The organism is Vibrio genomosp. F6 (genome assembly GCF_005146325.1).
In the GTDB taxonomy this organism is placed as follows: Bacteria; Pseudomonadota; Gammaproteobacteria; order Enterobacterales; family Vibrionaceae; genus Vibrio; species Vibrio cortegadensis.
This window is the reverse complement of sequence record NZ_SYUT01000028.1, coordinates 135,384-147,154: the sequence shown is the minus strand read 5'-3', so window position 1 is coordinate 147,154 and position 11,771 is coordinate 135,384. Positions and strand designations below refer to the sequence as shown.

The 11,771-nt window shown below is 40.9% G+C and carries 11 protein-coding genes; 6 read left to right on the top strand and 5 right to left on the bottom strand.

All coding sequences use genetic code 11. The annotated features are described in order from the left end of the window. Nucleotides 1-44 precede the first annotated feature (44 nt). On the top strand, nt 45-239 hold the full coding sequence (locus FCV43_RS12060) for a hypothetical protein (RefSeq protein ID WP_113797971.1): 195 nt from the start codon (nt 45-47) through the stop codon (nt 237-239). A gap of 309 nt (nt 240-548) precedes the next feature. Here the strand turns inward: FCV43_RS12060 and FCV43_RS12055 are convergent, their stop codons facing one another. From FCV43_RS12055 to FCV43_RS12045, 3 genes are read right to left on the bottom strand one after another with little or no spacing between them, the layout of a single operon-like run. Further along, complete coding sequence (locus tag FCV43_RS12055) at nt 549-1,007, bottom strand: YeeE/YedE family protein (RefSeq protein WP_136995325.1); 459 nt, start codon at nt 1,005-1,007, stop codon at nt 549-551. Nucleotides 1,008-1,022: 15 nt separating this feature from the next. After that, the gene (locus tag FCV43_RS12050; RefSeq protein WP_113798085.1) at nt 1,023-1,442 is read right to left on the bottom strand and encodes a YeeE/YedE family protein; all 420 of its coding nucleotides are present in this window, start codon (nt 1,440-1,442) and stop codon (nt 1,023-1,025) included. 47 nt (nt 1,443-1,489) lie between these two features. Further along, on the bottom strand, nt 1,490-1,798 hold the full coding sequence (locus tag FCV43_RS12045; protein ID WP_017052795.1) for an ArsR/SmtB family transcription factor: 309 nt from the start codon (nt 1,796-1,798) through the stop codon (nt 1,490-1,492). Nucleotides 1,799-1,973: 175 nt separating this feature from the next. On the opposite strand from FCV43_RS12045, the gene FCV43_RS12040 reads away from it, so the two are divergent. The 3 genes from FCV43_RS12040 to ylqF all read left to right on the top strand — a co-directional run bounded on the left by FCV43_RS12040 (nt 1,974) and on the right by ylqF (nt 6,748). Then, nucleotides 1,974-3,677, top strand: a complete 1,704-nt coding sequence (locus FCV43_RS12040; protein WP_136995324.1) for an FAD-dependent oxidoreductase — start codon at nt 1,974-1,976, stop codon at nt 3,675-3,677. A gap of 571 nt (nt 3,678-4,248) precedes the next feature. Further along, nucleotides 4,249-5,178, top strand: a complete 930-nt coding sequence (locus FCV43_RS12035) for a carbamate kinase (protein ID WP_017052797.1) — start codon at nt 4,249-4,251, stop codon at nt 5,176-5,178. A gap of 625 nt (nt 5,179-5,803) precedes the next feature. Further along, nucleotides 5,804-6,748 carry a ribosome biogenesis GTPase YlqF gene (gene ylqF / locus FCV43_RS12030; protein ID WP_017052798.1) on the top strand — a complete coding sequence of 315 codons (945 nt, stop codon included), beginning with the start codon at nt 5,804-5,806 and terminating at the stop codon, nt 6,746-6,748. A 67-nt stretch (nt 6,749-6,815) separates the two neighbouring features. Here ylqF and FCV43_RS12025 read toward each other — a convergent pair whose 3' ends face one another. After that, a complete protein-coding gene (locus tag FCV43_RS12025; RefSeq protein WP_136995323.1) occupies nt 6,816-7,799 on the bottom strand; it encodes a CobW family GTP-binding protein in 984 nt (327 codons plus the stop codon). A gap of 592 nt (nt 7,800-8,391) precedes the next feature. Between FCV43_RS12025 and clcA the strand changes: the two genes are divergently transcribed. Further along, nucleotides 8,392-9,798, top strand: a complete 1,407-nt coding sequence (clcA, locus tag FCV43_RS12020) for a H(+)/Cl(-) exchange transporter ClcA (protein ID WP_017052800.1) — start codon at nt 8,392-8,394, stop codon at nt 9,796-9,798. Between the two features lie 187 nt (nt 9,799-9,985). Continuing rightward, nucleotides 9,986-10,963: a TDT family transporter gene (locus FCV43_RS12015; protein WP_017052801.1), complete on the top strand. Its 978-nt coding sequence runs from the start codon at nt 9,986-9,988 to the stop codon at nt 10,961-10,963. A 28-nt stretch (nt 10,964-10,991) separates the two neighbouring features. Here FCV43_RS12015 and FCV43_RS12010 read toward each other — a convergent pair whose 3' ends face one another. Further along, entirely contained in the window at nt 10,992-11,681 is a 690-nt protein-coding gene (locus tag FCV43_RS12010) for a DNA-3-methyladenine glycosylase I (protein WP_136995322.1), read from the bottom strand. Between the last annotated feature and the right edge of the window lie 90 nt (nt 11,682-11,771).

The window sequence follows — 11,771 nt, the reverse complement described above, 5'->3', positions numbered from 1 at the left end:
ACAAACACACTATATAGGGCTATTTATTATTTAACTGACACCATATGTTGTGGCGTATTAGACGAAAAGCACCTATTTATAGCATTGATCTAGATCAAGGAATTGCGTCTACTGTGCAAGATCAACTCGATCTAACGCACGCGATCCCACTTCTAAAAGAAACAATGAAATTATTGAAAAATGTGCTTTGGGGACTTGAAATTTACTCAGCCCTTTTGGCTAAAGGCTCTAAAGATTAGTGTTCGACGTCGACTGTCATCGGCTCACAAAACGTGGCGTTTTTCTATCATTTTTATTGTTTTTTATGCACCTTTAAATTTGATGTTTTCATGAAACAAAAATGTACATTTCAGACACCAAATATCTAAAATGTACTAAAACTAATCCACAATTTTCGATCAACATCAGCATCACTTCAATCTATAACGCATAGACTCAATAACAATGCATTAATCAGAGGTAGTTAAACAAGATCAGTTAAACAAGGTCAGTGAAACAAAAGCAGCAACCTTAAACTCATTTCAAGTTACTGCTACTGTCGATGGTCATTAGTTCATAGCTTTTTTCATGACTTTATTATCACGATACTGCAATGCCCTATTCGTACCACCGAGTCCAAGCATCATCATTGAAAAGAAGACTAAGACGTCGACATTCCCTAAAGCCAAACTAGATACGGCAGGCCCAGGGCAAATTCCTGCTAATCCCCAACCTAAACCAAACACAGATGCTCCAACCACTAACTGCATATCAATGCTAGTCTTTGATGCTATACAAAACTCATCCGCCGCCACAGGAGCTTGGCGCGGTTTAATTACAAAATGGTAGAACGGCATGAATACTGCCAATGCTCCGCCCATCACAAATATCAAGCTAGGATTCCACTCACCGAATACATCAAGAAACCCAATAACAACGGCTGGGTCAGTCATGCCCGAGAGCACCATACCCACGCCAAATAAAATGCCCGAAACTAAGGCTGAAAGACTAAATATAAGATGCTTCATGTTTATTCCACTCTCTTAAATTAAATGTAAACGAACAAAAACAGTGAATGCGGCAACACCCATAAAAATAGAGGTTGCTACAATTGAGCGACGAGAAACCCTGCCTAAACCACAGATCCCGTGTCCACTTGTGCACCCATTACCTAATCGAGTTCCAACACCAACCAGTAAACCCGCTACGGCCAAAACCAAAAATGACGAATCAAACTGCGCGGGTACACTTCCACCGAATAAGTTTACACAGAGAAAACCACCGCTAATCATGCCAATCACAAATAGTAACCGCCATATGAAGTCGCCTTTCTTAATTTTCATTAACCCGCTTAATACACCACTTATCCCGGCAATTTTTCCACTAAGCAACAAAAGCAAAGATGCTGATATGCCTAGCAGAACGCCTCCAAATAATGCATCCCATGGAATCACATTACTCATCATTACCTCACTTTTATGTACATTTTCTTATGAATTTTGCTTTGGCTTTATTTACAAAAGACGCCATGCAAGCTCTGAATAAGACTCTCAACTCTTGGGTCTGAAAGGGAGTAGAAAACTTGTTGTGCTTCTTTTCTCGTCTTTACCATGCCAAATTTTCTTAGCACCGTTAAATGTTGAGAGAAGGCTGACTGACTCAACGCTGAATTTTGCTGTAGCTCTCCGACGCCGACCTCTCCTTGCGTCAACTGACACAAAACAATAAGTCGCTCAGGATGCGCCATATGCTTGAGCAACTCAGAAACTTCAATCGCCCTATCTTTCATTTCATGGATATCCATTTGCACTGCATCCATCTCACTCTCCCATTTCTAAATCTTTAATTAGAGCATACTAATAAAAGTAAATTAGTCAAATCTAATTTAGGAAAGCTGCAATTAGCAACATTAACATTAGACAAGGCTAATTTAAGGTGTCATAGTAAATTCAACAGCGATATAGTGCTAAAATTCTAATGATTCGGAGTAAGTGATGACTAAAATAGTAATTATAGGTGGCGTTGCAGGTGGCGCATCGGCTGCGGCAAGAGCAAGACGTTTAAGTGAAGATGCCGAAATTATCATGTTTGAGCGGGGTCCATTCGTCTCCTTTGCAAATTGCGGCTTGCCTTACCACATCGGTGGCGATATTGAAGATCGCAGTAAATTGCTATTACAAACGCCTGAAAGCTTTCTCGCGCGATTTAACGTCGATGTACGAGTAATGAACGAAGTGATGAGTATCAATCGTTCAGAAAAAACAGTCACTATCCGTAATTTACTCGATCAGTCAGAATACACCGAGAGCTATGATTTTCTTCTCTTAAGCCCAGGAGCAGGCCCTATTGTTCCTCCAATTTCAGGGCTGAAAAACCCTCTCACGCACACGCTGCGTAATATTCCAGATATGGATAAGATTCTTCAAAGCATCGCGATAAATAAACCCGATCATGCAACCGTCGTCGGTGGTGGGTTTATCGGTTTGGAAATGATGGAAGCTTTCCATCAACTTGGAATAAAAACCACACTCGTTGAAATGGCCGATCAAGTCATGACACCAGTTGACAAAGAGATGGCGGGCTTTGCGCATGCTGAGATCAAGGAAAAAGGGGTAGACTTACGTTTAGGCGTTGCTTTGGAATCAGTGGAATTTGTCCCAAATACAAGTATAGCAAGCACAGAAGCAGGCCAATCAACTGAGCACCAACATTTAACTGGTGAGCTGAATTTATCTCTAAATAATGGCGATATATTAACGACTGATATTTTAGTTATGGCAATTGGTGTGAAACCCGAAAGCAAGCTCGCGGTAGACGCTGGATTGGAGATTGGAGCACTTGGCGGGATTCATACCAACGAATTTATGCAAACCAGCGATCCTGTAATTTACGCTGTAGGTGATGCTGTAGAGGAAGCCGATTTTGTTACAGGCAATCAGGTACTCGTGCCACTTGCTGGCCCTGCAAACCGCCAAGGTCGCATGGCTGCCGATAATATGCTTGGCCGCGAAGAGACCTATCAAGGAACTCAAGGAACGGCAATTTGTAAGATCTTCGATATTGCCATTGCTTCAACAGGTAAAAATGAGAAAGCGTTAAAACGTGATGGAATTCATTACGAGAAAGTTTACGTTCATACTGCAAGTCATGCGAGTTACTACCCTGGGGCGGAAATTGTCTCCTTGAAGCTCCTTTTCGATCCTGAAAATGGCACCATACTTGGAGCTCAAGCAGCAGGTAAAGAAGGAGTAGATAAACGAATAGATATCATTGCAGTCGCACAACGTGCAGGAATGACCGTTGAGCAACTGCAACACATTGAACTGACTTATGCTCCCCCATTTGGCAGCGCAAAAGACGTGATAAACCAAGCGGCATTTGTGGCAAGTAATATAATGAATGGTGATGCTAACCCTATTCATTTTGATGAAATCGATAATTTACAAGCAGACCAACTCTTACTTGATGTTCGTAACCCAAGTGAGCGTGAAGATGGTAACTACATAAAAGGCGATATTAACATCCCTGTAGATCAACTTCGTCAGCGAATAGATGAACTTCCTGAGAATAAAGAAATTGTAATTTATTGTCAGGTAGGCTTACGTGGCAATGTTGCTTACCGTCAGCTGGTCAACAATGGTTTAAAAGCGAGAAACTTAATCGGGGGATTCCGCACCTACAAGTTCGCTAAAGCATAACAATAAGACGAAAAGAGCCTTTATTTATCGTAAAGGCTCTTGTAATCGTCTCATTATAAGCAACTCATGTTGTCAAAATTCAATGGCGCTTTGCTTCTCGGGTATAAAGTAAGAGCGCCATTTTTGTAAGAACATGCACATAATCCTTTGTTTTATTCATAATTCTTTCATCGCAAACAATGTTTCACGACATTTATTGTGACTGACTCGTCATTTTTTGAACAAATACTTATTATTTTAGATTTTTCACACTGAGATAATATTCACTAAAGGCGAATCGTTGGTGATAAAAACTGCTTAATCCCTGCCTTTGCACTGTTCTTGTGAATATTTAATCGAATTATTTTAACTACAAGTGAATAGTGTGAATATCTAGTGAAATGATATTTTGATTGCTATCACATTTAGACCTATTACTTTGCCATACTATAGCTTCATATTAATTACTCCCCTACAGAATAATTAAATCAAATAACTAAGCTCCTTGTTTATTAATAAAAATCAAAGAAGCAATTAGTTAATCCCTACGAAAAATATATAAATCATTATTAAATGATAGGAGATCATTATCATGCGCATCGTATTAGCTTTAGGTGGCAACGCTCTTTTAGCCCGTGGACAAGCATTAACGGCTGAAAATCAACGTGAAAACATTATCAAGTCGGCTGCAAGCATTGCAGCAATTGCACGTGAGCATGAAATCGTCATCGTCCATGGCAATGGCCCACAAGTGGGATTACTGATGGAACAGAATGCGGCATACCATGAATGTTCCCCGGAGACGACTCCTTATCCTATGGATGTTTTAGGTTCTCAAACTTGTGGCATGGTTGGCTATATGCTTCAACAAGAGCTAAGAAATATCGACTCTGAGTTAGAAGTGGCAACGTTAGTTACACAAACAGAAGTAAGTAAAGAAGACCCTGCTTTTGCTAATCCAACAAAATTTGTTGGCCCTGTCTACACAGAGCAACGAGCAAAAGAGATCATGTCTCAAACAACAATGAAATTTAAAGCAGATGGCGAATATTACCGCCGAGTTGTACCTTCACCAATGCCAAAAGATATTGTTGAAATTCAACAAATAGAAACGCTTCTAGATACAGAAAACCTTGTTATTGCTTGCGGCGGTGGCGGTGTGCCAGTATGTATTGAAGAAGGCAAAAGCACAGGTGTTGAGTGCGTGATTGATAAAGATCTAACCGCTGAATTATTAGCAGAGAAAATCAATGCTGATTTATTTATTATCTTAACAGATGGCTCTATCTACCGTAATTACGGCAAAGAAGATCAAGCAGAAATGAAACAAGCAACACCTTCAGGTTTGGCTGAATTTAATTTCCCAGCGGGTTCTATGGGTCCTAAAATTGATGCTGTTTGTAAGTTTGTTGAAGCAGGATTAGGTAATGCAGCCATTGGTTCTCTGTTTGATTTAGATAAAATCATTACTAATGAAGCAGGTACACTTATTACTAAAGGCGACGGTGTCGTTTACTATTAATGGTTTGCTAGTGCTTATTCATTCTTAATAAGAATTTTTAAATACGCTTCTATTATAAGCCTCAATATCATTGAGGCTTATTTTTATTACTATATACTAAACATAGCCGACAACTCACTTCATAATCACGCTTTAAATAAATCACCACCCAGTATGCACTTAATTAAAAAGCAATAGTTACATTACTCCGATATTTTTGCTTATTAAAATACAGTCAGACTATCAATACCTCTTCATTTTCTTTCTTCAAATTAACATTGTGCCCGTTAAAACCTACCACTTGATGCTGAATCTAGAATTCCCCTTAAAAAGGGTAATGAGTAAAGATCGCAGTTTGGAGCGTCATTAATCTGCATTCGCTCTTTGTTGTGGTTAGATCGGTAAGTTTTTGGAGAATACCTCTACTTAACGGTCAGCACTTCTGTTCATCAACAGCTACACCGAGAGACCATATTTCATAGTAAGATTCCCGCCTACTGAATAAAGTGTTAAGATCATCACATCAAAATGGCTATGAACAGATTAATCCTGTTTTTGGGTTAGTTCTCCCTCTTTAATGGTTTGAGAACGTTATGTACCCCAAAAGCCCATAGCAGCACACAAATTATCAATATAAGGCTTTCAAATGGTTAACAACAGTATTCAATGGTTTCCGGGCCATATGCATAAGGCTCGTAAAGAGATTGAAGAAGTTATCCCGCAAGTTGATGTAATTATTGAAGTACTTGATGCGCGAATTCCGTTTAGCAGCGAAAACCCTATGATCTCGGAACTACGTGGCGATAAACCATGTGTCAAAGTACTAAACAAGCGTGATTTGTCAGACCCAGACTTAACACAATTGTGGATCGATCACTTTGAGAAAGAGCAAGGCGTAAAGGCAATGGCAATTACGACATCTAATCTCAATGAAGTTCAAAAAATCATGGAGTTGGTTCGTAAGCTTGCTCCTCACCGTGAAGAAATTGGTAAAAACATTCGTACCATGATCATGGGGATCCCCAACGTAGGTAAATCAACAATTATCAACTGTCTTGCTGGTCGTATGATTGCGGTAACAGGTAATCAGCCTGCTGTGACTCGTCGTCAACAACGTATTAATCTTCAAAATGGCATCGTACTTTCTGACACTCCAGGGATTTTATGGCCAAAAGTAGAAAATCCTCACAGTGGTTTCCGTTTAGCGGCAACAGGTGCGGTTAAAGATACGGCGATGGAATACGATGAAGTAGCATTTTACACTGTTGAGTACTTAGCAAAGCACTATCCTGATCTTCTCAAAAATCGTTATCAAATCGAAGAATTGCCAGAAACTGACATTGAATTAATGGAAGAAATTGGCCGTCGTCGTGGGGCATTACGCTCGGGTGGTCGTGTGGATTTACACAAAGCATCCGAAATACTCCTCCATGAACTTCGTAGCGGAACATTGGGACAGATCACTCTAGAACGACCAGAGATGATCACTCAAGAACTCATCGATGTTGAAATCGAGATAGAGCGTAAGAAAGAAGCACAAATTAAGAAAAAAGAAGAGCGAAGAAAACGTTACTTGCGTAATAAGCGATAGTTCCAATCTCCAGTTCGAAAAATAGAGAGGCGTTGATTAAATTCAACGCCTCTCTTTACATCAAATATTACTTAATACCACCAATTTTCAAAAGCAGCCCTTCAAGCTGACCCCAAGGCATGAGTTGTGAATCAATGACTTCAATGCGAGATTCAAAGCCTTCTAAACTGATTTCATTCACCGAAACGACTTGATTCGCCACATTGAACGCATAACAGCCTTTATCGGTATTGATCACGGCTTTTACTCTTTCCGCCGTTAAGTCACTCAGCAGCGAAAATAGCTCATCAAAATCAAATTTATACTCTGCGCCAATCAACCAACCGCAACTAAAATACCCTTGCCCGCGATTCTCTTTTCGCACATAAGATTGGCTAGGAGGCAATTCAAATTGAGGTTCCAAATCCGCATGATCATGGTGATGCGACTCTAATAGTGTAGAAGCACTGCCATCACGACGTTCAATATCTAGAACTTCTATCGGCAATTCGCCTTTCTGAACTAATTTGCTAAATATTTTAGATGGTGTCTGATCCGTCACCCAATCGTTGAAGGCATCAATATCGTCAGCAAAGCACTGATCGATTTTATTACCAATCACCACATCAGCACTATCAAGTTGATCGTTGAAGTTCTGATTTTCGATATATTTTGAGTTGCTTAAATTTCGTGGGTCCACCAGCGCGATGGTGGCCTTCAAATCGACATATGGCAAATATTGCGCAGACGTTAATGTTGCAACCACCTGTTTCGGATGACCAAGTCCAGTAGGTTCAATCAGCAAGCGATCTGGCTTTTGGCGCAACAATGCATTAATTCCTACACTCATAGGAACGCCAGCTGTACAGCACATGCATCCTCCAGGTACCTCTTTAATCATCGCACCTTGATCAGTCATCAAAGCGCCATCAATGCCGATTTCACCGAATTCATTAACCAATACGGCCCATTTCTCACCCTCTGGCTTTGTTTTAAGCAGGTTTAGTATTGCCGTCGTTTTACCTACGCCAAGAAAACCAGTGATAATATTTGTAGGGACTTTGTTTGACATGTAATTACTCCTCTCTTAATTGGAGTATACAAGAGATATTTCAGATAAACATAAGGTTATGGTGATCGGAATGTGATTAAAGAATACTACGGACAAAAACATCTATCCCGTAGAGATATTGACTAGTCAAACAAATATAACTTCAGGAAATATAGCTTCAGGAAATATTCGCCGCCAAACGTCAAAAGGCGCACTAACGAATTGTCTAGTACGCCTTAAACCTCGTTACTCAATCGTGAGTTCGCGAATCAGGGAGTCTATTGACGCGACCTGAACATATTACGAGGACTTAAAAATGGTTTTCGAATCCATCCAAATTGTAAGTAAAACCAAACATTCCTCCTTGGTGTAGGTTGATGTCGCTTTACAATTTAACTATGGCCCATATTTTCAATAATTCAAGATCCTACATGATGAATGTATGTTTATGTGACTATGGTTCCACTCTACCATCTCAATAATCCGTAGCCTTGTTTCATTTATGGAATTCAACATTGCAATCTTATTGCTACTGGATAAACAGTGAGAGCGTATAATTCCGGCTCCCCTGACGACCAATCCTATTTAACCTACCTAGTGGAGCCCTATTTTTATGTCCAGAAGAGAGAGAATCAAGCAATCTTTACTCGCAAAAGTGCCTAGAGATGCGATCAATCAATTTCTCTCAAGAGACAAAACGCCTGTCTCTGTTCTGGTTTTATCATGCATTGTTGGTTTATTCGCTGGGTTAGTGGGAAGTTACTTCGAAGTTGCGGTTCACTTCGTTTCTGAAACGCGAACAGACTGGTTGAAGCTTGAAATAGCGCACTTCGTTCCTCTATGGCTAGCCGCATTTATTATCAGTGCTGGGCTCGCATTTATTGGCTATTTTCTCGTGCATCGTTTCGCACCAGAAGCCGCCGGTTCAGGCATACCTGAGATTGAAGGAGCAATGGACAATATTCGCCCTGTTCGTTGGTGGCGAGTATTGCCTGTGAAGTTTTTTGGTGGACTAGGCGCACTAGGTTCGGGCATGGTTTTAGGGCGCGAAGGGCCAACCGTGCAAATGGGGGGCAATATTGGACGAATGGTCACGGATATTTTCCGAGTCAAGGATGATGACAGCCGCCACTCATTATTAGCATCAGGAGCGGCTGGAGGACTAGCGGCGGCATTTAATGCTCCATTAGCTGGGATCATGTTTGTTGTTGAAGAGATGCGCCCTCAATTTCGTTATTCTCTAATTTCTATTAAAGCGGTCATCATTTCTGCTATTTCAGCCAACATCGTTTTTCGTTACATCAATGGTCAAGCTGCGGTCATCACCATGCCGCAATATCAGCCACCAGAATTGAACACATTGTGGTTATTTCTTTTGCTCGGCGTTCTATTCGGGTTGTTTGGTGTGGTTTTCAATAAACTCGTGACCCTAGCTCAAGATATGTTCGTTGCGATTCATAAAAATGACCGTAAGCGCTACTTACTTGTCGGCACTTTACTGGGTGGCTGTTTTGGCTTGCTGCTTCTCTATTTGCCTGAATTAACAGGCGGTGGCATTGGCATTATTCCAGATATTACAAATGGCAATTTCTCGACCAATGTTCTACTGATGATTTTTGTTGGGCGAGTACTTACAACTCTGCTCTGTTTCGGCTCTGGTGCACCTGGTGGTATTTTTGCACCGATGCTCGCTTTAGGTACCCTTTTTGGCTATACATTTGGTGTCACTGCTGACGCATTTCTACCTCAATTAGATATAGAACCTGGTATGTTCGCGATTGCCGGCATGGGAGCACTTTTTGCCGCAACGGTTCGAGCGCCAATTACTGGGATTCTGCTCGTGATTGAGATGACAAATAACTACTACTTGATCTTACCTTTGATCATTACCTGCTTAGGTGCAGTAATTATTGCTCAAATGTTAGGTGGACAGCCCATCTATAGCCAACTTCTTCGTCGTACACTGAAAAACGACAAACTTAGACAAAGAGACTTACCAACACAAGAAGAGACAAGTTAATAGCGGCTCAATCTATTTAAAGGATTACCTCTCGGTTTATCACTTAAATAGCGCACGCAAACGTTAAACTTGATATTATCCGCTCAATTACCTAGCACTCTATTTTTGTTGCATATAGGTACATTGAGCGTTGCTTTATCTCGCAAGTAGCGAAATAAATAATATTGAGTTTAATTGGAGCAAATCGTTGAATTGGAAAAGACTCACCCATGTAAAAAATGTGCCTCCTTCACAGGCATCATTAGCGCTAGGTGTCATTGGTTTGGGTCACGCTTGGGCACTCTATGTCCCTAGCATTGGAGAAACAATACGTCCATATTTGGCTTTACTTGGTGCAGTGTTATTACTTCCAGTGTTATTGCGCTACATTACTAGCTTTAAGACCTTCTTCAATGATATTCGTCATCCATTAAGTGGCAGCCTGATGGCCCCAATGAGTATGGCATTACTCATTTTATCTGATTACTTGGCGGTTGTTTTACCTGTGGTCGCTTATCCGCTTTGGTTCTGCGCGCTCATATTACATTTCACCATGATGGTGCTTTTTTTTAGTTTCCAGATCATGAACTTCAAGATGTCCCACATTGTTCCTAGCTGGTTTCTCTACCCTGTCGGACTTATCAGTAGTTCGCTCGCAGGTTCGCAATTAGGTCATGCCGTCTTTTCTGAAACCTTAGCCACCATTTGCATTGCAATCTACTTTTTCATGCTGCCGTTGGTTCTATATCGGCTCGTATTTGAAGGGATGCTACCGCGAAAGGCAAGACCGACTTTGGCCATTATGGCTGCCCCGGTTAATTTAACTCTAGCGGCTTATATTGTTAATTTTGAGCACCCGGATCCTATTTTAACGGGCGCTTTAGCAGGCATAGCCATCACGATGACATTGCTCATTTATCTCTGTTATATCCGCTTAATGCGTTTAAAGTTTCAGCCTTCCATTGCAGCCGTCACCTTTCCCTCTGTTATTAGCGCCATTGCAATGCATCGTTTAACTTCATTTTTTGCCGAATCACACCCAAACTGGTACTGGTTACATAACTTTGGCTTCTTTGAATTGAGCATCGCAACAGGCTTAGTGATTTGGGTTTCTGGCGGTTACATAAAAATGTATTGGCCTGAGTTATTTATTAAAAATCAGCCTCGAACCGATACTCAATCTTAATCAGAGAGTGCTAGCATCTTCCATTCGATTAGAGGGCTCGATTATCCCCACAACTGTACGCGATGATCTGACTAATTTCACTCAAGCTTCTACCCGACTCTTGGTGCCATTGGTTAAAAGCTTTGTTCGCCGCAAGTTGAGCTCGTTTGGTGGTACGTCCGCTGTCGATAATTCCCGTTTGGCGCAAATAGGATTCAACATCTGATGATAAGATAAACGTATCCTTCCCCATTTGACGCAGTGCGTAAGCACCCGTGTTTCCACCCAACCGCTTACCATGTTTCTTTAAGTAGTCCCACAACTCTGTGATACTTTCTGATGGCCACTCTGCAACCATCTCTGAAAAAGAATCATGCTGCTGGCGGGCAGATCGAATCATCATCGCATTCGCAGGAATCGTCATCACCTTAGTTAGGTGGCGAATAATTCGTGGATTTTGTGCTTTCTTTTCCCACATTTCATCTGACAACATCATTAATGAGTCGATTTTAAAACCGAAGAAAACTTCTTCAAAATTGGGCCACTTCTTTCTGACTACATTCCAAGAAATTCCGCACTGAAACACCTTTTCGGTAAACCCAGCAAGCCAGCGATCATCAGTAATACAACGTAAATCATCGTTACTCAAAGGTTGATAAATCAAGTTCTCCAATTGAGTTTCACCACCTTTTCTCTCTTCTGCCCGCTGGTAAATATGTTCAAATTTCTCTTGTGTCACGCTTATTACCTATATTTTTATTTTATCTGTAGAGTCTACAAAAACTAGATGCTGATATATCGGCTATCCACCCAAGTTAACTATTACCCC

What these genes read in the sequence shown, in the direction of transcription:
- FCV43_RS12055 (WP_136995325.1), bottom strand. Translation starts at nt 1,007, where the DNA reads ATGAAGCATCTTATATTTAGTCTTTCAGCCTTAGTTTCGGGCATTTTA.
- FCV43_RS12045 (WP_017052795.1), bottom strand. Translation starts at nt 1,798, where the DNA reads ATGGATGCAGTGCAAATGGATATCCATGAAATGAAAGATAGGGCGATT.
- FCV43_RS12060 (WP_113797971.1), top strand. Translation starts at nt 45, where the DNA reads ATGTTGTGGCGTATTAGACGAAAAGCACCTATTTATAGCATTGATCTA.
- FCV43_RS12025 (WP_136995323.1), bottom strand. Translation starts at nt 7,799, where the DNA reads ATGTCAAACAAAGTCCCTACAAATATTATCACTGGTTTTCTTGGCGTA.
- FCV43_RS12050 (WP_113798085.1), bottom strand. Translation starts at nt 1,442, where the DNA reads ATGAGTAATGTGATTCCATGGGATGCATTATTTGGAGGCGTTCTGCTA.
- ylqF (WP_017052798.1), top strand. Translation starts at nt 5,804, where the DNA reads ATGGTTAACAACAGTATTCAATGGTTTCCGGGCCATATGCATAAGGCT.
- clcA (WP_017052800.1), top strand. Translation starts at nt 8,392, where the DNA reads ATGTCCAGAAGAGAGAGAATCAAGCAATCTTTACTCGCAAAAGTGCCT.
- FCV43_RS12040 (WP_136995324.1), top strand. Translation starts at nt 1,974, where the DNA reads ATGACTAAAATAGTAATTATAGGTGGCGTTGCAGGTGGCGCATCGGCT.
- FCV43_RS12035 (WP_017052797.1), top strand. Translation starts at nt 4,249, where the DNA reads ATGCGCATCGTATTAGCTTTAGGTGGCAACGCTCTTTTAGCCCGTGGA.